Raw genomic sequence first — 25,932 nt, forward strand, 5'->3', positions numbered from 1 at the left:
AGCACGTAGATCGGGAAGACGGGCGGCGTGTTGAACATCGAGTTGTTCTCGACGTGCGTGCGGTAGTTGACCATCGTCGGCAGGTCGCGCACGATGCGGTCGAGCATGTCCTCGCGGATGATGCCGAAGGCCACGCCCGCGGGTGCGAGGTTCTTCTGCGCACCGCCGTAGATCATGGCGTACTTCGTGACGTCGACCGGACGCGAGAGGATGTCGGACGACATGTCGGCGATCAGGGGCACCGGCGAGTCGATATCCTCATGGTACTCCGTACCGTAGATCGTGTTGTTGGTCGTGATGTGCAGGTAGTCCAGATCGGTCGGAATGGCGAAACCCTTGGGGATGTAGGTGAAGTTGCGGTCCTCGGACGTGGCCAGCACCTCCACTTCGCCGTAGCGCTTGGCCTCCTTGATGGCCTTCTTCGACCACACGCCCGTATTGACGTAACCGGCCTTCTTGCCCAGGAAGTTGGCGGGAATCTGATAGAAATAGGTGCTCGCACCGCCGCCCAGGTAGATGATCTTGTAGTTGTCGGGGATGTGGAGCAGCTCACGGAAAAGCGCATCGGCCTCGGCCATCACTTCGTCAAAGTCCTTCGAACGGTGCGAAATAGACAACAGCGAAAGGCCCGTGCCGTTGAAATCCAGGACCGCCTTGGCCGCATTTTCGATGACCTCATCCGCCAGGATGGAAGGTCCCGCATTGAAATTGTGCTTTTTCATAATGATTTGAAATGTATTTTGGGTATTCAGATTTCCGACTGTTAGTTTACTAACACAAATATATAAAATTTATTTCCGAAAACCCAAGCCTTCGCCAAATAAATTTCACGCAACCGTCCGGAGGACCGGCTTTTTTGAATAGTTTTTTGTATTTTTGCCGAAATTTAACACCTCCGGGTCATGATAAAATCCATGACGGGCTTCGGCAAGGGCGAAGCCACGTTCCAGAACAAGAAAATCACGGTCGAGATCCGTTCGCTGAATTCCAAGCAGTTGGACCTCAACCTGCGCCTGCCGGCCGTCTACCGGCAGTCGGAATACGAACTGCGCACGCTGATCGCCCGCACGGCGCAGCGCGGCAAGGTCGACGTCTTCGTCAACGTCGAGACGCAGCGCGTCGAAACCCCGGCGCGCATCAACCGCGAACTCTTCCGCGAATACCTCCGCCAGATGAACGACACGCTCTCGTATGCGGGCATCGACGCCGACTACGACTCGCTCGTGCCGGCCATCCTGCGCATGCCGGAGGTCGTCGCCACCGAGTCGGAAACGGTCTCTGACGAGGAGCACGCCGCACTCATGGCCGCCGCGGAGACTGCCGCCGCACACCTCGACGCCTTCCGGGCGCAGGAGGGGGCCATCCTGATCGCCGACCTGCTGCGCCGCGTCGACCTGATCGAGCAGTACAAGCAGGAGGTCATCCCCTTCGAGAAGGCCCGCACGGAGACCATCCGCGCACGCATCCTGGACAGCCTCGCGCAGCTGAAGGTCGACGTCGACCACAACCGCCTCGAGCAGGAGATGATCTTCTACCTCGAGAAACTCGACATCACCGAGGAGAAGGTGCGCCTGACGAACCACTGCCGCTACTTCCGCGAGGTGGCCGCGGGCGAGGAGGGCGCCGGGCGCAAGCTGGGCTTCATCGCCCAGGAGATGGGCCGCGAGATCAACACCATGGGCTCGAAGGCCAACGAAACGAACATCCAGATTCTCGTCGTCAAGATGAAGGACGAGCTGGAGAAGATCAAGGAACAGGTATTGAACATTCTCTGATGGGCCAGGTCGTCATATTCTCCGCCCCGAGCGGATCGGGCAAAACCACGATCGTGCGCCGGCTGCTGGCGCGCTATCCGCAGTTCGAATTCTCCATTTCGGCCACGAGCCGGGCGCCGCGCGGCACCGAACGCGACGGCGTGGACTACCATTTCCTCACGCAGGAGGCCTTCATGCAGGCTGTCGCCGAGGGGCGCTTCGTCGAGTGGGAGGAGGTCTACAAGGGCACCTGCTACGGCACGCTGCGCAGCGAGGTCGAGCGCATCTGGGCCAAGGGACACATCATCCTCTTCGACGTCGACGTCATGGGCGGCATCAACCTCAAGCGCATCTTCGGCGCCGATGCCTGCTCGGTCTTCATCATGCCCCCCTCGGTCGAGGAGCTGCGCCGCCGCCTCGAAGGACGCGGCACGGACGCCCCGGAGGTGATCGAGCGCCGCATCGGCAAGGCCGAGTTCGAGCTGACGAAGGCGCCGGAGTTCGACCACACGGTCATCAACGACCGCCTCGACGACGCCGTGGAGGAGGTCTGCGCCATTCTCGACCGTTTCATCGCCCGCCGGTCATGACACGCGAACTGCTCTACTTCGGGTCGTTCAACCCGGTGCACAACGGGCATATCGCCCTGGCGGAGTACGCCCTCGAACGGGACCTGTGCGACGAAGTCGCGCTGATCGTCTCGCCCCAGAGCCCCTACAAGGCCGCCGCGGAGCTGGCTCCCGAGATGGACCGCTTCGAGATGGCCGAGAAGGCCTGCGCCGCCTCGAAATACCCCGACCGGATCAAGGCCTCGGCCGTGGAGTTCCTGCTGCCGCGCCCCTCCTATACGATCGACACGCTGCGCTTCCTCGAGAAGGAGTGCGGCGGGCGGATGCGCTTTGCGATCCTCATGGGCGGCGACCAGATCGCCGCGCTCGACGGCTGGAAGGAGTACGAACGGCTCTTCGACTACACGATCTACGTCTACCCGCGGCGCGGGGAGCGCGTCGAACGCTTCGCCGACCGCATCACGCTGCTCGACGACGCGCCGCTGCTCGACATCTCGGCCACCGACATCCGCCGCCGTGTCACGCAGGGCGAGCCGGTCACCGGGATGGTCGCCCCCTCCGTCGCGGAGCACATCCGGCAGAAGGGGCTGTGGAGCCCCGCCGACCTCGTTGCGTCGCTCACCGCACAGATAGAAAACACCCCCGACGACGTGCAGCTGCTCATCGCGCGCGGCAAGCTCCACTACCGGCTCAACGAGTGGGGCAAGGCGCTCAACGACTTCAACCGGGCCATGACGCTCGACCCCGCGGCGACCGAAGCCGCGCAGTATGCCGGCATGATTCGCGAGATTCTGGAATTCCGATACAAAGACATCTACAACCCCTGATGGAAAGACTCAAGATTGCCCTTCTGGCAGGCGGCGACTCCCCCGAGCGGGAGATCGCCCTGCAGAGCGCCGCACAGATCGAGGCGGCGCTCGACCACACGAAATACGACATCACGGTCATCGACCTGCACCACCGCGACTGGCACTACACGGCCCCCGACGGCCGGCAGTGGCAGGTCGACAAGAACGACTTTTCGCTCACGGTCGACGGCAAGCGCAAGGCCTTCGACTACGCACTCATCATCATCCACGGCACGCCGGGCGAGGACGGACGCCTGCAGGGTTACCTCGACATGATGGGCATTCCCTATTCGTCGTGCTCGATGACCTCGTCGGTCATCACCTTCGACAAGATCACGACCAAGCGCACGCTCGCAGGCCGCGGCATCTCGCTCGCACGCGAGGTCTTCCTGCGCCGCGGCGAGGCCTTCGATCCGGCGCGCATCGTCGCCGGGCTGGGTCTTCCGCTCTTCGTGAAGCCCAACGCCAACGGATCGTCATTCGGCGTGACGAAGGTCCTCACGGCCGAAGAGCTGCCCGCAGCCGTCGACGCCGCCTTCGCACAGGGCGACGAAATCCTCATCGAGGAGTGCATCACGGGCCGCGAGATGGGTTGCGGCATCCTCGTGGCGGGCGGCCGCGAGTACCTCTTCCCGATCACGGAGATCGTCCCCAAAAAGGCCTTCTTCGACTACGAGGCCAAGTACACGGCGGGGCTCTCCGACGAGATCACCCCGGCGCCGATCGACGAATCGGTCCGCCGCGAGCTCAACCGCATGACAAGCGAAGCCTACCGCGCCTGCCGCTGCTCGGGCGTCGTGCGCGTGGACTTCATCGTCACGCCCGAGGGACGTCCCTACTTCATCGAGCTGAACTCCATCCCGGGCATGAGCGCCGGGAGCATCGTCCCGAAGCAGGTGCGCCAGATGGGCATGACGCTCGGGGAGCTCTACGATATCATCATCGCCGACACGTACCGCAAATGATCGAGATCGACGACAAGATCGTAAGCGCGGACCTGCTGCGCGAGTGCTTCGCCTGCGACCTGACGGCCTGCAAGGGCATCTGCTGCGTCGAGGGCAATGCGGGCGCGCCGCTCGAGATCGACGAGGTCGACACGCTCGAGCGCGAATATCCGAACTACCGTCCCTACATGACAGCGGAGGGGATCGAGGCCGTCGAGCGGCAGGGCTTCATGGTCGTGGACGAGGAGGGCGACTACACCACGCCGCTGGTCGACGACGCCGAGTGCGCCTATGCCTGCCGCGGCGAGGGCGGCGTGACGCTCTGCGCCATCGAGAAGGCGTGGCAGGAGGGCCGCACGACGTTCCGCAAGCCGATATCGTGCCACCTCTATCCGATTCGCCTGATGCGTTTCTCGAACGGCACGATCGGGCTGAACTACCACCGCTGGTCGGTCTGCGAGGCAGCCCGGACCTGCGGCCGCAAACTGGGCATCCCGGTCTACAAGTCGCTGCGCGAGCCGATCATCCGCCGCTTCGGCGAGGAGTTCTACCGCGCGCTGGAGGCCGCCGAGGAGCTGCTCAAACAACAGTAGGAGAGGCAAAGTCGCTCTCCGAACCGTAAAAGAGACCATACACCTATGAAAAGATACCTGCTGACACTGGCCGTCCTTGCGACGACATTCACCGCGGAGGCGCGCGCCGCACGTCCCTCGCGGGCCGCACTCCAACAACAGGCCGTCGAGGCGATGGCCGAGGCCGATTCGCTGCGCCGGCTCTCCGACACGCAGAGCGTGCTGATCGACTCGCTGCAACAGCTGCTCGACCGCACCGAAGCGGCTCTCGCGGCGCGCCATGCGGCGAACCGGACCCCCGAAGCGGAACTCACGCCCGAGCAGCGGGCCGAGGACTCCGTCGCCACGCTGCGCCTGCGCCTCGAACGCAAGCAGATCGAATCGACGTTCGACACGAACGGCCTGACGGTCATCGACACGCTCAACTCGGGCAACGACGCCCTCTACGTCATTCTCTACGGCAACAACACCTGGAAATATGTCCGCAACCGCGCCGTGGCGAAGGACAGCACCATCTTCGAAAAGTACTGGGACACCGAGTCGCTCTTCCCGTACCAGTCGGTCGACATGGCCGCCATGCCGCAGTCGGTGGTCATCGACCTGATCGACTCGACGCGCAGCTACCACTGCCCCTATCAGGGTGCGGTCAACCCGCGCGGCAAGTACGGGCCGCGCCGCGGACGCCGCCACCAGGGCGTGGACCTGCCGCTCAAGATGGGCGAGCCGGTCTATGCGACCTTCTGCGGGCGCGTGCGCATCTCGAAGTACGTGCGCGGCTACGGCAATCTGGTCATCATCCGCCACGACAACGGGCTGGAGACCTACTACGGCCACCTCTCCGAGCGGCTGGCCGAGCCGGGACAGTGGGTCGAGGCGGGCGAGGTGATCGGTCTGGGCGGCTCGACAGGCCGTTCGACGGGGCCCCACCTGCACTTCGAAACCCGCTACTACGGACAGGCGTTCGATCCCGAGCGGCTGATCGACTTCAAGAACGGCATGCTCTGCCGCGAAACCTTCCTGCTGAAAAAGTCCTTCTTCAGCATCTATTCGAATGCCGGGCAGGACTTCGAGGACGAGATCGCCAACGAGGAGCAGGACAAGAAGGAGGCGGCCGAAAAGGCGGCCATGCGCTATCACCGCATCCGCTCGGGCGATACGCTGGGTGCCATCGCCCGCCGCTACGGCACCACGGTCTCGAACATCTGCCGCCTGAACGGCATCAAGTCGACGACAATCCTGCGCATCGGCCGCACGCTGCGCGTAAGATAACAAGAGGGTAGAGAGCAACATCTCCCGGACATAAAGAGAGGGGCCGCAGACAATCTGCGGCCCCTCTTCGTATATCTGTGTATATCTGTCAGCGCTGGCCAAACGGCGAGCAGGGGGGCCCGGCACAAAAGGCTATGCGGAGTGAGAGAGAACCGGGACAAACAGCGGAGCGGGAGAAAACCGGATCAAACGGCAGAGCGGAACCGGACCGAAGAACTCCGATCGCGCGGGATTATTTCCCCTCGATGGCATCCACGGCGTCGATCACCGCGGCGCGGAAGGCATGGCGTTCCAGCTCGGCCACACCGACAATCGTCGTGCCGCCGGGCGAGCAGACGGCATCCTTCATCGCTGCGGGGTGGGCACCGCTCTCAAGCTGCAGGGGTCCCGTCCCGACGACCATCTGGCTCACCATGCGGTAGGCCTCGGCCCGCGGGATGCCGTGCTTGACGGCCGCATCGCCCAGCGCCTCGATGAACATCGCGACAAAGGCCGGGGCACAGCCGCAGACCGTGCCGGCGACGGCCAGCAGCGGGGTGTCGACCTCGACGACCATGCCCACGCCGCCGAGCAGCGCACGCACGGCCTGCCACTCGTCCTCGGTGAGGCTGTGGCGCCGCTCGCAGACGACGATCCCTTCGCAGACCGACACGGGCATGTTGGGGATCGTGCTTATGTGGTGCGTTCCCGGTGCAAGGAGGGCCTCATAACGGTCGAACGTGAAGCCCGCAGCCACCGAGAGGACAATCTTGCCTGCGAGCCGCCCGCGCAGGGGCGTCAGCACGGCCTCGACCTGGTGGGGCTTCACGGCGACGACCACCACGTCGGCAAAGTCCGCGACCTGTGCGGCGTCCGCCAACGGGCGGATGCCCCGCGCCGCGGCATTCCGGCAGAGCTTCTCCCAATCGCGTGCGCAGGCCGCAACCTCGTCGGGTGCGACCCTGCCGCTGCGCAGCAGGCCGTCGGCGAGGGCCTGCGCCATGTTTCCGAATCCGAGGAATCCGATCTTCATATCCGTATCAGTGTTGTGCGGCGGAGTAGTCGCGTTCGCCGAAGATAAGCGAGCCGACGCGCACCATCGTCGCGCCGCACGCCACGGCCAGCGGATAGTCGTGCGACATGCCCATCGAGAGGGTGTCGAACTCCGGCCCGAAATGGGGCTTCAGCCGCCCGAAGCAGCGCCGCAGCTCCTCGAAGTCGCGCCGCACGACCGCCTCGTCGTCCGTGTTGGAAGCGATGCCCATCACGCCGCACACCCGCACGTCGGGCAGCGCCGCAAAGGGCGACGTGGCGATCCACGCCTCCAGTTCGCCGAAGTCCCAGCCGCTCTTGGTCTCCTCGCGCGCCACGTGGATTTCGAGCAGGATGTCGATCACCCGGCCGCACTTGGCCGCCTCCTTCTGGATCGCCTCGGCAAGACGCGCGCTGTCGACCGAATGGATCAGCGCCACGAACGGCGCGATGTACTTGACCTTGTTGGTTTGCAGGTGGCCGATCATGTGCCACTCGATGTCGCGGGGCAGCGCCTCATACTTCTCGCGCAGCTCCTGCGGGCGGCTCTCGCCGAAGATGCGCTGCCCGGCATCGTAGGCCTCGCGGATCGCTGCGGCAGGGTGGGTCTTCGACACCGCCACCAGCGTGACGTCCCCCGGCAGCGAGCGGCGCACGGCCGACAACTGACTCTCTATTGACATATCATCCTATTTATATGGTTCACAAATTCCCTCCCGATCCGAAAAAAGGTCCGGACACTCCGAACCCGCCATTCCACGCCCGTCCACCGGACCGGCAGAATTCCGGGGCAGGGGAGCCGTTCACTCCGCAACGGCACCCCGTCCGGCATGCAGACAGAGACATCCGCGGCGAAAAGGCCGGGGCTTCATGCGGCCCCTCCCGCAACAAGCAACTCATTATCGGCCCGTTACACATCGTCCATACCGCATGTGGGCCGCACTCCGGCCGCGGGCCATACAAAGATAGGAAATTTTTGCCATTTGCGATTTGTTTTGTACATTTGTTTCCTAACTCAACACACGGATATGAAAAAACTCTTTCTGATCTTCGCGGCGGCAGCCGTCGGGGCCTTCACCCCGGCCGCGGCCTGCACGAACTTCATCATCACGAAGGGCGCCTCGACGGACTCCTCGGTGATGGTCTCCTATGCGGCCGACTCGCACGCCCTCTACGGGGCGCTCTACCACACGCCGGCCGGACGCCACAAGGCCGGGACGATGCTGCCCGTCTACGAATGGGACACGGGCCGCTACCTGACCGACATCCCGCAGATCGCCCGCACGTGGTCCACAATCGGCAACATGAACGAACACTCGCTCATCATCGGCGAGACGACCTACGGCGGCCGTGAGGAGCTCGTCGACACGACGGGACGCATCGACTACGGCTCGCTGATCTACATCACGCTGCAACGCGCCACGACGGCCCGCGAGGCTATCCGCACGATTGTCGAGCTGGCCAACACCTACGGCTACGCCTCGAGCGGCGAGTCGTTCTCCATCGCCGACCCCGACGAGGCGTGGATCATGGAGCTCATCGGCAAGGGCTACAAGGACGACGGCAAGGGCGGCAACGCCCGCAAGGGCATCGTCTGGGTGGCCCGCCGCATTCCGGACGGCTACGTCTGCGCCCACGCCAACCAGTCGCGCATCACGACCTTCCCGATGGACGATCCCGAGAACTGCCTCTACGCCCCCGACGTCGTGTCGTTCGCCCGCGAGATGGGCTACTTCGAGGGTGAGGATGCCGACTTCAGCTTCGCCGACGCCTACGCTCCGGCCGACTTCGGCACCGTGCGCGGCTGCGACGCCCGCGTCTGGGCCTTCTTCCGCACCGTGGCCGACGGCATGGAGGACTACGAGGACTACGCCATGGGCTACAACCTCGAGAACCGCATGCCGCTGTGGGTGAAGCCCCGCACGAAGGTCTCGCCCAAGACCGTCTTCGACTGCATGCGCGACCACTACGAGGGCACGCCGATGGACATGACGCAGGATATCGGGGCCGGAGGCCACAACTGCCCCTACCGCTGGCGCCCGATGACCTTCGAGGTCGACGGCACGGAGTACCTCAACGAGCGCGCCACGGCCACGCAGCAGACCGGCTTCTGGTTCGTGGCACAGGCCCGCAACGACGCGCCGCGCGACATGGGCATCCTCTGGTTCGGCGTGGACGACGCCGCGACATCGTGCCTGACGCCGATCTTCTGCTGCACGCAGGAGGTGCCCGAGTGCTTCAGCGAGCAGAACGGCTCGATGCTCGAATATTCGCCCACATCGGCCTTCTGGCTCTTCAACCGCGTGACGAACTTCGCCTACATGCGCTACGACATGATCTCGGCCGACATCCGCAAGGTCACTGACAAGTGGGAGAACGACCACCTGGCCTCCATCGCGGACTTCAACGCCAGGGTGGGCCGCATGTCCGACGCCGCGCGCCGCGCGTACCTTACGGAGGTGAGCGTCTCGACGGCCGAGGAGCTCTTCGACCGCTGGTCGAAGCTCGACCGCTACCTGCTGGTCAAGTACATGGACGGCAACGTCAAGAGCGAGCATGCCGACGTGCAGACCTTCCTCGACGGCGAGGGCGGGGCCGCACACTTCGTCGACAACGGCAACGGCAAGCAGATTCCCGACAAGATTCAGTTCCCGGGCTACAACGAGAAGTGGAAGCGCGCCGTGGCGCAGGACAACGGCGAAATCCTGAAGGTCATCAAATAAACCATCGCATAGTATGAAATACGACATCATCGTCGTGGGCAGCGGACCGGGCGGCTACGTCGCCGCCATCCGCGCCGCACAGCTGGGCCGCAAGGTCGCGCTCGTCGAGCGGGCCGAAGCGGGCGGCGTCTGCCTCAACTGGGGCTGCATCCCGACCAAGGCGCTGCTCAAGAGCGCCCAGGTCTACACCTACTGCCGCTCGGCCGAACACTACGGGCTGGAGCTCACGGGCGAGGTGCGCCCCGACCTGGCGAAGATCGTGGCACGCTCGCGCGGCGTCGCCGAGACCATGTCGAAGGGGGTGCAGTTCCTGCTCCGGAAGAACGCCATCGACCTCATTCAGGGCTTCGGGCGCCTCACGGCGCCGGGGCACCTCGACGTCGACGGCACTCCCTACGAGGCCGACCACATCATCCTCGCCACGGGAGCGCGCCCGCGCGAGATGCCCTTCATGCCCGTCGACGGGGTGAAGGTCCTCTCGTCGCGCCACGCCCTCACGCTCGACCGCCTGCCCGGTTCGATGATCGTCGTCGGATCGGGGGCCATCGGCAGCGAGTTCGCATGGTTCTACGCCGCGCTGGGCGTCAAGGTCACCGTCGTGGAGTACCTGCCGCGGATGATGCCGCTCGAAGACGAGGAGGTCTCGAAAACCATGGAGCGGGCCTTCCGCAAACTGCGCGCCACGGTGCTCACCTCGACGACCGTCAAGGGCGTTACGGTAAATGCCGACGGGCAGTGCGAGGTGGCGATCGAGGGCAAGAAGGGCACCGAGACGCTGACGGCCGACGTCGTACTCTCGGCCGTGGGCATCAAGTCGAACATCGAGGGGATCGGCCTCGAGGAGCTGGGCATCGCCGTCGAGCGCGACAAGGTGCAGGTCGACGCCTTCTACCGAACGAACGTCCCTGGCATCTACGCCATCGGCGACATCGTCCCGGGCTCGGCGCTGGCGCATGTCGCCTCGGCCGAGGGCATCTGCTGCGTGGAGGCCATCTGCGGGCTCAATCCCGCACCGGTGGACTACACGACCATCCCGTCGTGCATCTTCACCTCGCCCGAGGTGGCATCGGTGGGCATGACCGAGCAGGAGGCCCGCGAGCGGGGCATCGACTGCCGGATCGGCCGCTTCCCCTTCACGGCTTCGGGCAAGGCCACGGCCGCCGGGGACCGCGACGGCTTCGTCAAGCTGATTTTCGACGCCGAGGAGCACCTGCTGGGCGCCCATCTGGTTGGTGCCTCCGTTACGGAGATGCTCGCCGAGCCGACGCTGGCCCGCAGGCTGGGCGCCACGGCCCACGAGATCGCCCGCACGATCCATGCACACCCGACGATGAACGAAGGAATGATGGAGGCCGCCGAAGCAGCCCTCGGCGCCGCAATCCACCTCTGATCCGGCCGTCCCGGACACTCCGGACACAAGAAAAACCGCCTCTTTTCGCAGGGGGCGGTTTTTTATTCGGGGCTCTCCCATCCAGCGGCAGGACAGGGGGCTTCCGGGCCGGAAAGACCGCAGCCGGGGAGGGGAGGCAACGGCAGTCAGTGCAGCGCAGACGGTGCAGCGGCGATCAGAGCAGCAGCGGTCAGTGCAGCAACGATCGGAGCAACGGCGGTCAGAGCAGCGTCTCGTCGAGGTAGGCCGTGCGGGAGAAAATCTCCGCAGGATAGCGCACGTCGCTCAAGAAGAGCCCCTGCGCCGGAACGCCGGCACTTGAGCGAGACAGGTCGCGGCTTGCGATGATCGCCCGGAAATCCTCGGGCGTGTAGCGGCCTCGCCCGACGTCGACGAGCGTGCCGACGATCGCCCGCACCATGTTGCGCAGGAAGCGGTCGGCGCGGATCGTGAAGCACAGCCGTCCGTGCCCCTCGCTCCAGCGGGCCGTCGTGACACGGCAGATGTTGGTCTTGTTGTTCGAGTTGAGCTTGGCGAACGACGTGAAGTCCTGCTCGCCGAGGAGCGCCTCGGCCGCCTCGTTCATCCGCGCCACGTCCAGCGGCACGTAGTACTGCCACGTCGCATGGCGCGTGAAGGGGTTTTTGCGCGTCTCGATGTAGTAGCGGTATTCGCGTTCGCGCGCATCGAACCGGGCGTGCGCCCCGTCGGCCACGGGGGTCATGCGCGCCACGGAGATGTCGTCCGGCAGCAGGAAGTTCAGCTTGTAGACGGTCCGTTCGGGCTCCTCGACCGGAGCCGCACAGTCGAAGTGGGCCACGTAGTAGGCGGCATTGACCCCGGTGTCGGTGCGTCCGGCGCCCGTCACCTCGACCGTCTGGCGCAGCAGCATCGTGAGGGCCCGTTCGAGGGTCTGCTGCACGGAGGGCATGTCGGGCTGCCGCTGCCATCCGAAGTAGGCGGCGCCGTTGTAGCGGAGTTCGAGAAAGTAGCGCATGGTTTTCTTGTTCTACGGTTTTGAAGGGTTGCGTCTTGAAACAATCCGTCCGCCGGCGGGACGCACCCGGACGGCGGACGGAGCGGAAACGGGATCAGCGCCGCGGCTTGATGCCCAGCTTCACGGGGCGGATCATGTTCTCGGGCTTGAGCACCTCGTCGAGCTCCTCGCGCGTCAGGATGCCGTGCTCGAGCACCAGCTCGTAGACGCCGCGGCCCGTCTCGAGGGCCTCCTTGGCGATCTTCGTCGAGTTCTTGTAGCCGATGATCGGGTTGAGCGCCGTCACTACGCCGATGCTGTTGCGGACATACTGCTGGCAGCGCTCGGCGTTGGCCGTGATGCCGTCGACGCAACGGATGCGCAGCGTGTCAAAGCCGTTCATGAGCAGCTCGGCCGACTCGAAGCAGCACTGCGCCATGACGGGCTCCATGGCGTTGAGCTCCATCTGCGCGGCCTCGTCGGCCATCGTCACGCAGAGCTCGTTGCCGATGACCTTGAAGGCGATCTGGTTCATCACCTCCGGAATCACCGGGTTGACCTTGCCGGGCATGATCGACGAACCGGGCTGGCGCGCCGGGAGGTTGAACTCGCCCAGGCCGCAGCGCGGACCCGACGAGAGCAGGCGCAGGTCGTTGCATATCTTGTTCATCTTCGAGGCGATGCGTTTCATGGCCGAGGAGTAGCCCACCATGCAGACCGTGTCGGAGGTGGCGCCCACCAGGTCATCGGCCAGCTTGACGTCCCAGCCCGTGATCTCGCGGATGGCCGCCGTGCAGCGCTCGGCATAGCCCGGCTCGGCGCAGATGCCCGTGCCGATGGCCGTGGCGCCCATGTTGATCGAGAGGAACTCGAGCGCCGCATGGTCGAGGTTGTCGACCTCGCCCTCGAGTACGCTGGCAAAGCCGTGAAAGGTCTGGCCGAGGGTCATCGGCACGGCGTCCTGCAGCTGCGTGCGGCCCATCTTCAGCACGTCGGCGAACTCCTCTCCCTTGCGGTCGAAGGCCGCGATCAGCTCCATGAGGTGCTGTCGCAGCTCGAGGTGCGTGGCATAGAGGCCCAGGTGGATGGCCGACGGGTAGGCGTCGTTGGTCGACTGCGAGCAGTTGACGTGGTCATTGGGCGAGCAGTACTGGTACTCGCCGCGGCGGTGGCCCATGATCTCGAGCGCGCGGTTGGCAATTACCTCATTGGCATTCATGTTCGTCGTGGTGCCGGCACCGCCCTGGATCATGTCCACGGGGAAGAACTCATGGAACTTGCCGTCGCGGATTTCGCGGCACGCCTGGGCGATGGCCTCGTAGAGCTCGTCGGAGAGCAGCCCCATATCGTGGTTGGCCATGGCGGCGCCCAGCTTCACGATGGCCAACCCCTCGATGAAGCGGGGGTATTCGCACAGGCGGAACTTGCTGATGGCGAAATTCTCCAGACCGCGCATGGTCTGCACGCCGTAAAGCACCTCTTCGGGAACCTCCACGCTGCCGAGCAAATCGCTCTCGGTACGTGTCATCTTTGTCTGTTTTTCCATAGTAGAATAACAATATTTGTGAGTATCGTCTCGTTTTGTTTCGGATCATAACCGCAAGCACCCGTAAAGATAACAAATATTTCTGATTTCAAAAACAATTTCGGCATCGACCGCAAATTCCGTCAAGAAGTATTATCTTTGCAGGACATATTTCCGACCAAAACAAGATGAAAGCGATCATTATAGGTTACGGCAAGATGGGCCGCGAGATCGAGAAGATCCTCGCCGAGCGGGGCCACGAGGTGGTCCTCGTCGTCGATGCCGACAACAGCGCGGAGCTCAACGCCGCGAACCTGGCCCGGGCCGACGTGGCCATCGAATTCACCACGCCCGCCACGGCGTGCGAGAACATCCGCACCTGCCTCGAGCACGGCACGGCCGTGGTGAGCGGCACGACGGGCTGGACCGAGCGCCTGCCCGAGATGCAGGCGCTCTGCCGGCAGCGAGGCGGGGCCTTCTTCTACGCCTCGAACTACTGCCTGGGCGTCAACCTGCTCTTCCGCCTCAACCGCCAGCTGGCCGCCATGATCGGCCGCGTAGGCGGCTACGAGGTCCGCATCGGCGAGACGCACCACACGCAGAAGAAGGATGCGCCGAGCGGCACGGCCATCACGCTGGCCGAGGGGATCATCGACAACCTCGCCGCCAAGCGCACGTGGGTCAACTACGCCCCGGGCATCGAGCAGGCCGCCCACCGCGTGGAGAGCCCCGCCGAGGTGGCGCCCGACCAGATCGAGATCGACTCGCGCCGCGAGGGCATGGTTCCGGGCATCCACACCGTGACCTACGAGTCGGAGGACGACATCCTCGAACTTAGCCACACGATCAAGAACCGCCGCACGCTGGCCCTCGGCGCCGTCATCGCCGCGGAGTTCCTCTGCGGCAAACGGGGCGTCTTCGGCATGGACGACCTGCTGCAATAATTCAGGCAAAGAGACGCAACATGGGAAAAATCAAGGCTTTCTTCCGCAACAAATGGGTCGGCTTCACGCTCGCCGCGGTGCTCTACACGCTGTGGTTCGTCGTCTGGACCGGCAACCTCTGGCTGCTGCTCGGCATCCCGGTGATCTACGACCTCTACATCTCGCGGCTCTTCTACCGCTACGTCTGGAGCCACAACGCCCGGCTGTGCGCGCGCAGCAAAACCTACAAGACCGTCTACGAGTGGGTCAACGCCGTCATCTTCGCCACGGTCGTGGCGACGCTCGTCCACATCTTCGTCTTCCAGATGTACGTCATCCCGACGTCGTCGATGGAGAAGTCGCTGCTCATCGGCGACTACCTCTACGTGAGCAAGGTGACCTACGGCCCCCAGATGCCCAACACGCCGCTCTCGTTCCCGTTCGTGCACCACACGATGCCCTTCTCGCAGACGAAAAAATCCTTCTCCGAGGCGATCAAATGGCCCTACCACCGCCTGAAGGGGCTGCGGTCCATCCGCCGCAACGACGTCGTGGTCTTCAACTTCCCGGCGGGCGACACCGTGCTGCTCGAAAACCAGTCGGTGACCTACTACGACGTGCTGCGCAGCTACGAGGCCTCGTTCGGCAAGGAGGAGGGGCGCCGGCGCCTCAACGACGAATACACGGTCATCTCGCGGCCGGTGGACAAGCGCGAGAACTACATCAAGCGCTGCATCGCACTGCCGGGCGACTCGCTCGAGATACGCAACGGCGAGGCCTGGATCAACGGCAAGCCGCAGGAGCACGTCCCGGGGCTCCAGTACCAGCACATCGTGCAGACCTCGGCGCCCTTCACGCAGTACGCCCTCGAGAAGCTCGGCATCCGCGAATACAGCGGCAACGGCTCGGTCTACTACATGTGGATTACGGACGACGTGGCCGAACGGCTCCGCGGCATGAAGAACGTCACGATGGTCCGCCGCTACTGCTACGCCCCCAATACGGACGTCTTCCCGCAGTGGGACGAGCCGCGCTGGAGCCAGGACAACTACGGCCCAATCTGGGTTCCGAAGCGCGGCGCCACCGTCGCGCTCACGCCGGAAAACCTGCCCCTCTACGAGCGCATCATCACCGCCTACGAGGGCCATACGCTCGAGCAGCGCGACGGGGTGATCCTCATCGACGGCGCACCGGCCGACAGCTACACCTTCGGCATGGACTACTACTGGATGATGGGCGACAACCGCCACAACTCGGCCGACTCGCGCTTCTGGGGCTTCGTGCCCGAGGACCACATCGTGGGCAAGGCCTCGTTCGTGTGGCTGTCGCTCGATGCCGACAAATCCTTCCCGTCGAACATCCGGTGGGAGCGACTCTTCAGCAAGGTACGTTGACGTGGCCGAGGACAGCTATCTGACCATCGCCGCCCCCGCCGAGGCGGCCTCCCGGGAGCGCAGCAGCAAGTTCCTCGCCTATGCCTACCCCGTGCGCACGGAGGAGGAGGTCCGCAAGCGGCTCGACGCGCTGCGCAAACGCTACTACGACGCCACGCACCACTGCTACGCCTGGCGGCTCGGCCCGCACGGCGAACAGTTCCGCTCGAACGACGACGGCGAACCCTCGGGCACGGCCGGCAAGCCGATCCTCGGGCAGCTGCTCTCGACGTCGGTGACCGACTGCCTGGTGGTCGTGGTCCGCTACTTCGGCGGCACGAAGCTCGGCGTGCCGGGGCTCATCGCCGCCTACCGCGAGTCGGCGGCCGAGGTGCTCGCCGCGGCGCAGATTGTCGAGCGCACGGTCGACCGCGACGTCTGCGTCGACTTTCCCTACGTGGCCATGAACGACATCATGCGCGTCATCAAGGAGCTGCAGCCGACCGTCCGCGCCCAGCGCTTCGACAACCTCTGCACGATGGAGCTCACGATCCGCGAGACGCTCGCCGGGCAGCTGGTCGAAAAGCTCCGCAAGGCGGGCGGGAGCATCCGCGAGGAGGGGCAGCAGGGCAGCAACGCCGAATAGCCACACGCCGCCACCGCGCGGCACAAACGCGACACACCATGGAAGAACACCGCAACAGCATATACATCAAGGGGGCGCGGGTCCACAACCTGCGCAACATCGAGGTCGAGATTCCGCACGACAAGCTCGTCGTCATCACGGGCCTCTCGGGCTCGGGCAAATCGACGCTCGCCTTCGACACGATCTTCGCCGAGGGGCAGCGCCGCTACGTCGAGAGCCTCTCGGCCTATGCGCGCCAGTTCCTGGGCAAGATCAACAAACCCGACGTCGACATCATCACGGGCATCGCCCCGGCGATCGCCATCGAGCAGAAGGTCAACACGCGCAACCCGCGCTCGACCGTTGGCACGACGACCGAAATCTACGACTACCTCAAGCTGCTCTTCGCCCGCGCGGGCCACACCTTCTCGCCCGTCTCGGGACAGGAGGTGCGCTGCTACAGCGTGGACGACGTCGCGGCGCAGCTGCTCGCGCAGCCCGAGGGGAGCCGCGCCGTCATCGCCGCACCGCTCGTGCTGGCCCCGGGGCAGGGGATCATCGAGAAACTGACGCTGCTGCTCGCCGACGGCCTGCTGCGCCTCCATACGCAGGGGGCGACCCGCCTGATCGAGGAGGTGCTGCCCGAGATCGGGCCGCAGAGCGACCCGTCGCAGTTCAGCGTCGTGATCGACCGCCTGCGCGTGGCCGACGACGCCGACACGCAGACCCGCATCCGCGACTCCGTGGCCCGGGCCTTCTCCTACGGCGACGGCGTCTGCCGCCTCATCACCGAGGCGGGCGAGCAGACCTTTTCGTCGCGCTTCGAGGCCGACGGCATCGAGTTCGAACCCCCGACGGAGCATCTGTTCAGCTTCAACAACCCGCTGGGCGCCTGCCCGCGCTGCGAAGGCTACGGCAAGGTGATCGGCATCGACGAGGACCTGGTCGTGCCGGACAAGAGCAAGACCATCTACGAGGACGCCATCGCCTGCTGGCGCGGCGAGACCATGCGCCGCTGGAAGGAGAAGCTCGTCGAGAACGCCGACAAGTTCGACTTCCCGATCCACACGCCCTTCCACGCGCTGACGGCCGAGCAGAAACGGCTGCTGTGGCGCGGCAACGAATATTTCCACGGGCTGGACGACTTCTTCGCCTACATCGACTCGGAGCGGCGCAAGATCCAGTTCCGCGTGATGAAGGCCCGCTACACGGGCAAGACCGTCTGCCCGGAGTGCGGCGGCTCGCGCCTGCGCCGCGAGGCGCTCTACGTGCGTGTGGGCGGGCGGACGATCGCCGACCTGGTGGCCATGCCGGTCGACGAACTGATCGCCTTCTTCAACGGTCTCACGCTCGACGAGCACGATACGAAGACCGCGGCGCGCATCCTGACCGAGATACGCAACCGCCTGCAATACCTCGCCGACGTGGGGCTCGGCTACCTGACGCTCGACCGCCTGTCGTCGACGCTCTCGGGCGGCGAGAGCCAGCGCATCAACCTCTCGACCTCGCTGGGCAGCAACCTCACCGGCTCGCTCTACATCCTCGACGAGCCCTCGATCGGCCTGCACCCGCGCGACACGAACCGCCTTATCAAGGTGCTGCGGCAGCTGCGCGACCTGGGCAACACGGTGATCGTCGTCGAGCACGAGGAGGAGGTGATCCGCGCCGCCGACTGGATCGTGGACATCGGTCCCGAGGCGGGCTATCAGGGCGGCAAGGTGGTCTTCAGCGGACCGCTGCCGCAGCTGCTCGAAGCGCAGGGGAGCCTCACGGCCGACTACCTCACCGGACGGCGGTCGATCACGCCGCCCCCGGCGCCGCGCGGCTGGAGCCGCTCGATCACGATCCGCGGGGCCCGCGAGAACAACCTGCGCAACATCGACGTGCGCATCCCGCTCGGCGTGATGACCTGCATCACGGGTGTCAGCGGCTCGGGCAAGTCGTCGCTCGCGAAGGGCATCCTCTACCCGGCGCTGCGGCGCATGCTCTTCGACACGGGCGTCAAGCCCGGTGACTTCGACACGATCGACGGCGACGTGCGGCTGCTGCGCTCGGTCGAGATGGTCGACCAGAACCCCATCGGCAAGTCGTCGCGCTCGAATCCCGTGACCTACATCAAAGCCTACGACGAAATCCGCAAGCTCTTCGCCGACCAGCCCTATGCCCAGCACAACGCCCTCACGCCGGCGCACTTCTCGTTCAACGTCGCGGGCGGCCGCTGCGAGGAGTGCCAGGGTGAAGGGGTCATCAAGGTCTCGATGCAGTTCATGGCCGACGTGGAGCTGGTCTGCGAGGCGTGCGGCGGCAAGCGCTTCCGCGACGAGGTGCTCGAGGTCAAATACCGCGGGCGGTCGATCTACGACGTGCTGGAGATGACCGTCGACGACGCCGTGGCCTTCTTCGGCGAGGACGAGCGGAACGCCACGTGCCGCCGCATCGTCGAGCGGCTCCGCCCGCTGCAGGACGTCGGGCTGGGCTACATCAAGCTCGGACAGTCCTCCTCGACGCTCTCGGGCGGCGAGAGCCAGCGCGTGAAGCTCGCCTCGTTCCTCACGAAGGACAATACGGAGGGGGGCGTGATGTTTATCTTCGACGAGCCGACCACGGGACTGCACTTCCACGACATCTCGAAGTTGCTCGCGGCGTTCGACGCCCTGATCGAACGGGGCCACACGATCGTCATCGTCGAGCACAACATGGACATCATCAAGTGTGCCGACTGGGTCGTGGACCTCGGGCCCGAGGCGGGCAGCGGCGGCGGCAGCGTCGTCTTCGAGGGGACGCCGCGCGAGCTGGAGCACTGCGCGGCAAGCCATACGGGAGCCTTTCTGGCCAAACGCGGAAAACTGAACGATGAATAGGGAATTCACGACATACACGCTGCCCAACGGCATCCGGGGCATCCACCGCCAGGTAAAGGGGTCGGTGGCGCACTGCGCGCTGGTGATCGGCGCGGGGAGCCGCGACGAACGGCCCGACGAATACGGACTGGCGCACTTCACCGAGCACGCCTTCTTCAAGGGGACGCAGCGGCGCCGCGCCTGGCAGGTCAACTGCCGGCTCGAAAACCTCGGCGGCGAGCTGAACGCCTTTACGACGAAGGAGGAGACGACGATCCACGCCACGACGCTGCGGGGCGACTTTCCGAAGGCCGTGGAGCTGATTGCCGACGTCGCCTTCCGCTCGACCTTTCCCGAACGGGAGCTGGAGCGCGAGAAGGAGGTGATCGCCGACGAGATCAACACCTACAAGGATTCACCCGTCGACATGATCTACGACACGTTCGAGGACATGCTCTTCGAGGGGTCGGAGCTCGGCCACAACATCCTCGGGCGCAAGGCCGCGCTGATGCGCTACGACGGCGACGCGATCCGCGCCTTCACGGCCCGCACGCACACGACCGACCGCATGGTCTTCTCGTCGATCGGCAGCTTCCCGGCCCGCACCGCCGAGGCGGTCGCCGCACGTTACCTGGCCGCGCAGCCCGCCTCCGTGCGGGGTTTCGAGCGCAAGGCCCCCGCGGCATACCGTCCCTTCGAGAAGAGCGTCACGAAGCACACGCACCAGACGCACTGCATCATCGGCAACCGCGCCTGCGGCATCGGCGACGAGCGGCGGCTGGAACTCTCGCTGCTGACGAACATTCTGGGCGGTCCGTGCGCCAATTCGCTGCTGAACGTCGTCGTGCGCGAGCGCCACGGCCTCTCCTACAACATCGAGGCGACCTACACGCCCTACGGCGACACGGGCATCGCGGCGATCTACTTCAGCTCCGAGCATGCGAACGCCGCGCAGTGCATCGAGCTCATCGAGGAGCAGCTGCACCGCCTGCGCACCACGCCGCTCACGGCACGGCAGCTCTCGATGGCCAAAAAGCAGTTCATCGCACAGCTGGCCATCTCGAGCGAGAGCAACGAAAGCTACATGCTCAGCGCCGGCAAGAGCCTGCTGGTGCACGACAGCGTCGACACGATGGAGGAGGTCTACGCCCGGGTCCGCGAATTGACCGCCACGCAACTAACCGAAATCGCCGAAGAGGTCTTTTCGGACATGTCGAAGTTGGTATACCACTAACGGGAATGACCGGTCGGAAAAAAGATCAGCCCCAAAAATCGAAACACAAAAACGCTGGAATCAAATACATGAAAACCGTACTTTTCGTATTACTCGATGAATTCGCCGACTGGGAGGGAGCATTCCTCGCCTCAGCACTTCGCGGCGGCGTCATGCCGGGACGTCCAGGCCGTTACGAACCCCATTACGCGACACCCGGCGGACGTCCCGTCCGTTCAATCGGCGGGATGGCCGTCCGACCCGACAGCGATCTGTCGGCTCTGCCCGAAGCATGCGCCGGAGTGGTGCTCGTCGGCGGAATGGGTTGGACGAACCCCGAAGCCGAGGAGGTCGTTCCACTCGTCGAGGAGGCTCTTCGACGGGGACTGGTCGTCGGGGCAATCTGCAACGCTGCATCGTTCCTCGCCGCCCACGGGTTCCTCAACACAGTACATCACACCGGCAACACGCTCGAACAACTCCGTTTGTGGGGCGGTATAAACTACTCCGGCGAAACACTCTACGAGGAACGGCAGGCCGTACATGACGGGAATCTCATCACGGCAAACGGCTCCGGATATCTCGAATTCACCCGTGAATACCTTTCGGCACTCAATGCCGATATTCCCGACGCCATCGCGGCCTCCTACGCCTTCAACAAACAGGGATTATACCGGAAATAAATCATGGACGCGCTGGAACAATACATCCACGACCACACGGAGCCCGAGGAGGCGCTGCTGCACGAACTGGACCGCGAGACGAACCTCAGGACCGTGGCGCCGCGCATGCTCTCGGGGCATATCCAGGGGCGGCTGCTCGAGATGTTCGTTAGGATGGTACGCCCGCGGCGCGTGCTCGAGATCGGCACCTTCACGGGCTATTCAGCCCTCTCGATGGCCGCGGGGCTCGAAGACGGCGCCGAGCTGCACACCATCGAGGTCGACGACGAACTCGAGGAGGTGGCGCAGTCCTATTTCGACCGCAGCCCCTGGGGAGGCCGCATCCGCCTGCACATCGGCTCGGCACTCGACATCGCCCCGGCGCTCGGCGGACGCTTCGACCTGGTCTTCATCGACGGCGACAAGCGCGAATACCCCGACTACTACCGCATGCTGATGGGCGACCGCGGCACGCCGCCGCTCGTCGGCAGCGGCTCGGTGCTCATCGCCGACAACATCCTCTGGTCGGGCAAGGTCGTGGAGCCCGTAGCCCACAACGACCGCCACACGCAGGCGCTCGTGGAGTTCAACCGCATGGTCGTCGGCGACCCGCGCGTCGAGAACGTCATCGTCCCGCTGCGCGACGGGCTGAACCTCATCCGGGTGCGGTAGGCGGGAAGGGCCTTCGGCGGACCGGGCAGGTCAAATCCGTCCATAAGGCGCAGCGGCCGCAACAAAAACGTCCGGGCAGGGGCCCGGACGCAACATTTCGGAAGCCGGACGGAGCGTTTTCACGATTTTTTTCCTATCTTCACGGGACCAATCAAAATTGCCCGCCATGAAAAGACTCATTCTGTCGCTCGCCGCGACGCTGGCAGCCGTATCCCTCCTGCAAGCCCAGGAAGCCGATTACCGTTTCGGCAAGGTCTCCGAAGAGGAGCTCCGCATGGAGCGCTACGACAGGGACCCCGATGCCGAGGCCGTGATCCTCTACGAGGAGCTCCGCACCTACTACCTGATCGGCAACCAGTTCACCCGCATGACCGACTACTACATCCGCCTGAAGGTCCTCAAGGCGGAAGGCAGGGAGTATGCCGACATCAATCTGCCGTATATCTTCCAGCAGGAGAACTACGCCAACCTCGATGCCGCGGCCTACAACCTCGTGGACGGCAAGATCGTGAAGACCCCGTTCAAGAAACAGTACCTCTTCCGCGAGGAGGTCGGCGATGAGCAGTGGATGCTGAAGTTCTCGATCCCGGAGGTGCGCGAGGGAACCGTCATCGAGTACCACTACCGCATGAATTCGGACTTCGTCACCTATATTCCGCCGGTCATCGTGCAGCACGATATTCCCACCGTCTACATGAAGGCGACGGTCGAGATTCCGGAATACCTCCGTTTCAACGTCAACACGAAAGGGTATCTCTCCATCGACATGCAGGAGAACACCATAGCCGGACGGATCGCCGGGACGGACGTCTCGTACAACGTGCGCGAGATCAAGGCCGAAGGCCGGGACATCCCCGCCCTGAAAAAGGAGCCCTTCGTCTGGAGCCGCAACGAGTTCCGGTCGATGATCGACTTCGAGCTGTCGCAGATCGCCATGCCGTTCTCGGCCGTGCAGAACTTCTCCCTGACATGGAAGGATGTCAACGAGGCCCTCGCGGAGACCGACTTCAACAACAACATCCGCATGGGCAACCCCTTCAAGGAGGAGACCGCCGCCATCGTGGCCCGGAATCTCGCGCCGCGGCAGACGCTGCATGAGATTCTGCGTCTCGTGCAGTCGCACATGAAGTGGGACGGGAAATACCGTCTGATGAGCTCCTCGCCGCGCAATGCCGCGGACAAGGGCACGGGCAACAGCGCCGAGATCAACTCCGTGCTGATGGCCGCGGTCAGGGATGCGGGATTCGAGGTCGTGCCCCTGCTGCTCAACCCCCGGTCCAGAGGGCGCCTGCCCCTGGCGCACGCCTCGTTCGACGGCATCGGCACCTTCCTCCTGCGCGTGACGCTCGACGACGGGAAGTTCGCCTACCTCGACGGCACGGACCCCGATTCGGACGTGGACCTGCTGCCGACCGAGCTGCTCGTGGACCGTGCGCGCATCTACGGCGTAAACGGCGATGTCGGCTGGTGCGACCTCTCGCGGCTCGCCCCGGGCAGCACGCACGTCAACATGACGCTCGGATTCGATCCCGAGCTCTCGGTGCACGGACGGGTCACCGAACGGTACACCAACGTACCGGCCATGCGCTGCAGCTCCGACTACAGCGACGCCCGGTCGGAGGAGGAATATGTCGAGGCGCTGGAGAAGGAGCACCACATCCGGATCGACAGCCTGACGATCAACGGCCTGCGCAGCGCGCACCTCACGCAGGAATTCACGATGACCCGTGAGCCGGAGACGGCGGGGGATTTCATCTACCTCAATGCGACCATCATCCCGTTCCTGACGGAAAATCCCTTCAAGAGCCCCGAACGGAAATATCCCGTGGAATTCGACAACCCGACCTCCTACACCATGCAGGGTGTGCTCCGCCTGCCCGAGGGCTACGTGGTCGAGGAGCTGCCCCGGGCGGCCCGGTTCAATGCGTTCGACGGCGACATCACCTGTTTCTACATGGCCCAGGCAACGAACGGAGTGATCCAGTTCAACATGCGCTTCAGTCAGAAGCGGCTCATCTTCCTGCCGGAGGAGTACGCCGACCTGCAGGCCTTCTACGGCGCCGTGGTGGACATGTGCAACAGCAGGATCGTCCTCCGCAAACAACAGTAGGGCCATGCTGCGATTCCTTGTCATGCTGCTGGGCGGCCTTCTGCCGCTCGTTGCCGCGGCGCAGCCTGCGGACGAAATCCCCGAGGCCCTGCTTGCGGAGAGCGACGCCGTCGTGCGGCACGACGCGACCGAAGTGATCTACACCTCGCCGGGCAGCCTCGTCGAGAAGCACCGCCGGCAGATCACAATCCTCCGGCAGGCGGCCGCCCGCAAGGGGTTCTTCACCTGTGTCGTGGACCGCAACAGCGCGCTGAAGAGCTTTGCGGGAACGGTGCGCGACGCCCACGGCAAGGTGATCCGCAAGCTCAAACGCTCGGAGCTGAAATACAGCGAGTATTCGTCGGGCCTGGCCGACGATGCGGGTTACTACACGCTCGAAATCCTCTCTCCGACGGTGCCCTACACCGTCGAGGTGGAGTACGAGACCGCCTGCAACGACGGGATTCTCTCCTTCGTGCCGTTCCTTCCCGTCACCTCGACGGCCACATCGCTCGAGGAGGCGACCTACTCGCTCTCGGTGCCGGCCGGCACCCCCGTCGGCTACAAATGCTGCCGCATCGGCGAGCCCGAAAAACGCACGGAGAAGGGGTGCGACATCTACCGCTGGCGGCTGGAGCAGCTGCCCGCCGTGGAGGCCGAGGAGATGATGCCCGGGCTGATCGACCTGTTGCCGATGGTCTTCGCCGTGCCGTATGACTTCCGCTACGGGCAGACGCAGGGCAGCATGCACGACTGGAGGTCGTTCGGCGCCTGGCAGCGGGGGCTGCTCGAAGGGCGCGACGCCCTGCCCGACGCCCTCCGCCGGGAGGTGCATGCCCTTACGGACACGCTGGCGACACCCCGCGAGAAGGTCCGCGCGCTCTACGACTACCTGGGAGCCTCGACCCGCTACGTGAGCATCCAGCTGGGCATCGGAGGCCTTCAGCCAATGCCGGCCGCCGAGGTCTTCCGCACGAAGTTCGGCGACTGCAAGGCGCTGTCGAACTACCTGCGCGCCATGCTTGCCGAATGCGGCATCGACTCGGACTATGCAATCATCCACCTCGACCGGCCGCGCATGTTCCGCGACTTCGCCTCGGCGAACCAGGCCAACCACGCCATCCTGCGCGTCCCGCTTGCGGCCGACACGCTGTGGCTCGAGTGTACGAATACGGAGGTTCCGTTCGGATACGTCCACGAAGGGATCGCGGGCCACGACGCCATCCTCATCACGCGCGAGGGCGGCGTCTTCACGACGCTGCCCCGGTATGCCGACACGCTGAACCGCATGGTCCGCCACGTGGAGCTGGACGTCGCACCCGACGGCTCGGTCGCGGGGCACATCACCGAACGCTACGAGGCCGTGCAGTACGAATGGAAGATGGGATTCCCGAAACTCGACGCCCGGGACCGGACCACCTACCTGTCCCGGGAGCTGAAGCTCCCGACGGCCGCCATCTCGCAAATCGTCTGCACGGAACACAAGACGCCGATCCCCTCGATCGAGATCGCCTACGACTTCACGGCGTCGCATTTCGTCAGCTTCTCGGGCGAGCGGGGCTTCGTGCCGCTCTTTCCCTTCCGCGAACCGACCGTCCCGACGGCCCGCAGGCGCACCAACGACTTCTTCCGCGAAACCGGCTACTGCGACACGGAGCGCATCACGATCCGCCTGCCCGAGAACATGCACATCGAGGCGCTGCCCCGCACGGAGAGCCTCGACAACCTCTTCGGGTGCTGTACGCTGACGCTCGGCACCGCAGAGAACACCATCACGGCGGAGTGCCGGATCATGAAGTCGTCGGGCACGTTCCCGCGCGGGGAGTTCGAGGCCTACAAGGCGCTGCTCAACGCCTGCCGGAAGGTCTACGGTGCCAGCATCGTGGTAAAACGGCAGTAACCTCACGAGGAAGGGGAGGGACAGAGAGAAGACGAGCGATTTTTTTGTAACTTG

General features: G+C 64.6%; 22 protein-coding genes. 17 read left to right on the top strand and 5 right to left on the bottom strand.

From position 1 onward, the window contains the following. Positions 1-722, bottom strand: a 722-nt coding sequence (gene serC / locus Q1Y33_RS00725; protein ID WP_300797305.1) for a 3-phosphoserine/phosphohydroxythreonine transaminase, incomplete at its 3' end; no start/stop codon positions are given. A 192-nt stretch (positions 723-914) separates the two neighbouring features. On the opposite strand from serC, the gene Q1Y33_RS00730 reads away from it, so the two are divergent. The 6 genes from Q1Y33_RS00730 to Q1Y33_RS00755 are packed head-to-tail and all read left to right on the top strand — an operon-like array spanning position 915 to position 5,956. Then, a complete protein-coding gene (locus Q1Y33_RS00730) occupies positions 915-1,775 on the top strand; it encodes a YicC/YloC family endoribonuclease (RefSeq protein WP_300797372.1) in 861 nt (286 codons plus the stop codon). Then, complete coding sequence (gene gmk, locus Q1Y33_RS00735; RefSeq protein ID WP_300797307.1) at positions 1,775-2,344, top strand: guanylate kinase; 570 nt, start codon at positions 1,775-1,777, stop codon at positions 2,342-2,344. Before Q1Y33_RS00730 ends, gmk begins: the two co-directional genes overlap by 1 nt. Beyond that, positions 2,341-3,150, top strand: a complete 810-nt coding sequence (nadD, locus tag Q1Y33_RS00740; RefSeq protein ID WP_300797308.1) for a nicotinate (nicotinamide) nucleotide adenylyltransferase — start codon at positions 2,341-2,343, stop codon at positions 3,148-3,150. The genes gmk and nadD overlap by 4 nt, the downstream gene beginning before the upstream one ends. Further along, complete coding sequence (locus Q1Y33_RS00745; RefSeq protein WP_300797310.1) at positions 3,150-4,136, top strand: D-alanine--D-alanine ligase; 987 nt, start codon at positions 3,150-3,152, stop codon at positions 4,134-4,136. Before nadD ends, Q1Y33_RS00745 begins: the two co-directional genes overlap by 1 nt. Then, entirely contained in the window at positions 4,133-4,708 is a 576-nt protein-coding gene (locus Q1Y33_RS00750) for a DUF3109 family protein (RefSeq protein ID WP_300797312.1), read from the top strand. The genes Q1Y33_RS00745 and Q1Y33_RS00750 overlap by 4 nt, the downstream gene beginning before the upstream one ends. A gap of 45 nt (positions 4,709-4,753) precedes the next feature. Further along, positions 4,754-5,956: a peptidoglycan DD-metalloendopeptidase family protein gene (locus Q1Y33_RS00755; RefSeq protein WP_300797314.1), complete on the top strand. Its 1,203-nt coding sequence runs from the start codon at positions 4,754-4,756 to the stop codon at positions 5,954-5,956. A gap of 232 nt (positions 5,957-6,188) precedes the next feature. On the opposite strand, the gene proC is transcribed toward Q1Y33_RS00755, so the two are convergent. Both proC and Q1Y33_RS00765 read right to left on the bottom strand, forming a co-directional pair. Beyond that, positions 6,189-6,968 (bottom strand): pyrroline-5-carboxylate reductase, encoded by a 780-nt coding sequence (gene proC / locus Q1Y33_RS00760; protein ID WP_300797315.1) that lies wholly within the window; start codon positions 6,966-6,968, stop codon positions 6,189-6,191. 7 nt (positions 6,969-6,975) lie between these two features. After that, on the bottom strand, positions 6,976-7,650 hold the full coding sequence (locus Q1Y33_RS00765) for a YggS family pyridoxal phosphate-dependent enzyme (protein ID WP_300797317.1): 675 nt from the start codon (positions 7,648-7,650) through the stop codon (positions 6,976-6,978). A gap of 345 nt (positions 7,651-7,995) precedes the next feature. Between Q1Y33_RS00765 and Q1Y33_RS00770 the strand changes: the two genes are divergently transcribed. After that, positions 7,996-9,690: a C69 family dipeptidase gene (locus Q1Y33_RS00770; RefSeq protein WP_300797319.1), complete on the top strand. Its 1,695-nt coding sequence runs from the start codon at positions 7,996-7,998 to the stop codon at positions 9,688-9,690. Positions 9,691-9,703: 13 nt separating this feature from the next. Continuing rightward, a complete protein-coding gene (gene lpdA / locus Q1Y33_RS00775; protein ID WP_300797321.1) occupies positions 9,704-11,080 on the top strand; it encodes a dihydrolipoyl dehydrogenase in 1,377 nt (458 codons plus the stop codon). Positions 11,081-11,300: 220 nt separating this feature from the next. Here the strand turns inward: lpdA and truA are convergent, their stop codons facing one another. After that, positions 11,301-12,077, bottom strand: coding sequence for a tRNA pseudouridine(38-40) synthase TruA (gene truA, locus Q1Y33_RS00780; RefSeq protein ID WP_300797323.1), 777 nt, complete (start codon positions 12,075-12,077; stop codon positions 11,301-11,303). A 94-nt stretch (positions 12,078-12,171) separates the two neighbouring features. Further along, positions 12,172-13,602, bottom strand: coding sequence for an aspartate ammonia-lyase (locus tag Q1Y33_RS00785; RefSeq protein WP_300797324.1), 1,431 nt, complete (start codon positions 13,600-13,602; stop codon positions 12,172-12,174). A gap of 167 nt (positions 13,603-13,769) precedes the next feature. Between Q1Y33_RS00785 and dapB the strand changes: the two genes are divergently transcribed. From dapB to Q1Y33_RS00830, 9 genes are all read left to right on the top strand, one after another. Continuing rightward, positions 13,770-14,525 carry a 4-hydroxy-tetrahydrodipicolinate reductase gene (gene dapB / locus Q1Y33_RS00790; protein ID WP_300797326.1) on the top strand — a complete coding sequence of 252 codons (756 nt, stop codon included), beginning with the start codon at positions 13,770-13,772 and terminating at the stop codon, positions 14,523-14,525. Positions 14,526-14,545: 20 nt separating this feature from the next. Continuing rightward, the gene (gene lepB, locus Q1Y33_RS00795) at positions 14,546-15,898 is read left to right on the top strand and encodes a signal peptidase I (RefSeq protein WP_300797328.1); all 1,353 of its coding nucleotides are present in this window, start codon (positions 14,546-14,548) and stop codon (positions 15,896-15,898) included. Position 15,899: 1 nt separating this feature from the next. Further along, on the top strand, positions 15,900-16,523 hold the full coding sequence (locus Q1Y33_RS00800) for a YigZ family protein (RefSeq protein WP_300797330.1): 624 nt from the start codon (positions 15,900-15,902) through the stop codon (positions 16,521-16,523). A 38-nt stretch (positions 16,524-16,561) separates the two neighbouring features. After that, positions 16,562-19,363 carry an excinuclease ABC subunit UvrA gene (gene uvrA / locus Q1Y33_RS00805; RefSeq protein ID WP_300797332.1) on the top strand — a complete coding sequence of 934 codons (2,802 nt, stop codon included), beginning with the start codon at positions 16,562-16,564 and terminating at the stop codon, positions 19,361-19,363. Further along, positions 19,356-20,576: a pitrilysin family protein gene (locus tag Q1Y33_RS00810; RefSeq protein ID WP_300797334.1), complete on the top strand. Its 1,221-nt coding sequence runs from the start codon at positions 19,356-19,358 to the stop codon at positions 20,574-20,576. Before uvrA ends, Q1Y33_RS00810 begins: the two co-directional genes overlap by 8 nt. Before the next feature lie 68 nt (positions 20,577-20,644). Then, complete coding sequence (locus Q1Y33_RS00815; RefSeq protein WP_300797336.1) at positions 20,645-21,238, top strand: DJ-1/PfpI family protein; 594 nt, start codon at positions 20,645-20,647, stop codon at positions 21,236-21,238. Positions 21,239-21,241: 3 nt separating this feature from the next. Further along, entirely contained in the window at positions 21,242-21,889 is a 648-nt protein-coding gene (locus Q1Y33_RS00820) for an O-methyltransferase (protein ID WP_300797337.1), read from the top strand. Between the two features lie 166 nt (positions 21,890-22,055). Continuing rightward, positions 22,056-23,999 carry a DUF3857 domain-containing protein gene (locus Q1Y33_RS00825; protein WP_300797339.1) on the top strand — a complete coding sequence of 648 codons (1,944 nt, stop codon included), beginning with the start codon at positions 22,056-22,058 and terminating at the stop codon, positions 23,997-23,999. 4 nt (positions 24,000-24,003) lie between these two features. Beyond that, the gene (locus Q1Y33_RS00830) at positions 24,004-25,878 is read left to right on the top strand and encodes a DUF3857 domain-containing protein (RefSeq protein ID WP_300797340.1); all 1,875 of its coding nucleotides are present in this window, start codon (positions 24,004-24,006) and stop codon (positions 25,876-25,878) included. Positions 25,879-25,932 lie beyond the last annotated feature (54 nt).

Source organism: uncultured Alistipes sp. (assembly GCF_949296715.1).
In the GTDB taxonomy this organism is placed as follows: Bacteria; Bacteroidota; Bacteroidia; order Bacteroidales; family Rikenellaceae; genus Alistipes.

Excerpts from the sequence above, each read along its gene's own strand:
- Q1Y33_RS00765 (WP_300797317.1), bottom strand. The coding sequence starts at position 7,650 with ATGTCAATAGAGAGTCAGTTGTCGGCCGTGCGCCGCTCGCTGCCGGGG.
- Q1Y33_RS00770 (WP_300797319.1), top strand. The coding sequence starts at position 7,996 with ATGAAAAAACTCTTTCTGATCTTCGCGGCGGCAGCCGTCGGGGCCTTC.
- Q1Y33_RS00820 (WP_300797337.1), top strand. The coding sequence starts at position 21,242 with ATGGACGCGCTGGAACAATACATCCACGACCACACGGAGCCCGAGGAG.
- Q1Y33_RS00830 (WP_300797340.1), top strand. The coding sequence starts at position 24,004 with ATGCTGCGATTCCTTGTCATGCTGCTGGGCGGCCTTCTGCCGCTCGTT.
- proC (WP_300797315.1), bottom strand. The coding sequence starts at position 6,968 with ATGAAGATCGGATTCCTCGGATTCGGAAACATGGCGCAGGCCCTCGCC.
- lpdA (WP_300797321.1), top strand. The coding sequence starts at position 9,704 with ATGAAATACGACATCATCGTCGTGGGCAGCGGACCGGGCGGCTACGTC.
- lepB (WP_300797328.1), top strand. The coding sequence starts at position 14,546 with ATGGGAAAAATCAAGGCTTTCTTCCGCAACAAATGGGTCGGCTTCACG.
- Q1Y33_RS00825 (WP_300797339.1), top strand. The coding sequence starts at position 22,056 with ATGAAAAGACTCATTCTGTCGCTCGCCGCGACGCTGGCAGCCGTATCC.
- nadD (WP_300797308.1), top strand. The coding sequence starts at position 2,341 with ATGACACGCGAACTGCTCTACTTCGGGTCGTTCAACCCGGTGCACAAC.
- Q1Y33_RS00755 (WP_300797314.1), top strand. The coding sequence starts at position 4,754 with ATGAAAAGATACCTGCTGACACTGGCCGTCCTTGCGACGACATTCACC.
- Q1Y33_RS00785 (WP_300797324.1), bottom strand. The coding sequence starts at position 13,602 with ATGGAAAAACAGACAAAGATGACACGTACCGAGAGCGATTTGCTCGGC.
- Q1Y33_RS00750 (WP_300797312.1), top strand. The coding sequence starts at position 4,133 with ATGATCGAGATCGACGACAAGATCGTAAGCGCGGACCTGCTGCGCGAG.
- Q1Y33_RS00730 (WP_300797372.1), top strand. The coding sequence starts at position 915 with ATGACGGGCTTCGGCAAGGGCGAAGCCACGTTCCAGAACAAGAAAATC.
- gmk (WP_300797307.1), top strand. The coding sequence starts at position 1,775 with ATGGGCCAGGTCGTCATATTCTCCGCCCCGAGCGGATCGGGCAAAACC.
- Q1Y33_RS00745 (WP_300797310.1), top strand. The coding sequence starts at position 3,150 with ATGGAAAGACTCAAGATTGCCCTTCTGGCAGGCGGCGACTCCCCCGAG.
- truA (WP_300797323.1), bottom strand. The coding sequence starts at position 12,077 with ATGCGCTACTTTCTCGAACTCCGCTACAACGGCGCCGCCTACTTCGGA.
- dapB (WP_300797326.1), top strand. The coding sequence starts at position 13,770 with ATGAAAGCGATCATTATAGGTTACGGCAAGATGGGCCGCGAGATCGAG.
- Q1Y33_RS00810 (WP_300797334.1), top strand. The coding sequence starts at position 19,356 with ATGAATAGGGAATTCACGACATACACGCTGCCCAACGGCATCCGGGGC.
- uvrA (WP_300797332.1), top strand. The coding sequence starts at position 16,562 with ATGGAAGAACACCGCAACAGCATATACATCAAGGGGGCGCGGGTCCAC.
- Q1Y33_RS00815 (WP_300797336.1), top strand. The coding sequence starts at position 20,645 with ATGAAAACCGTACTTTTCGTATTACTCGATGAATTCGCCGACTGGGAG.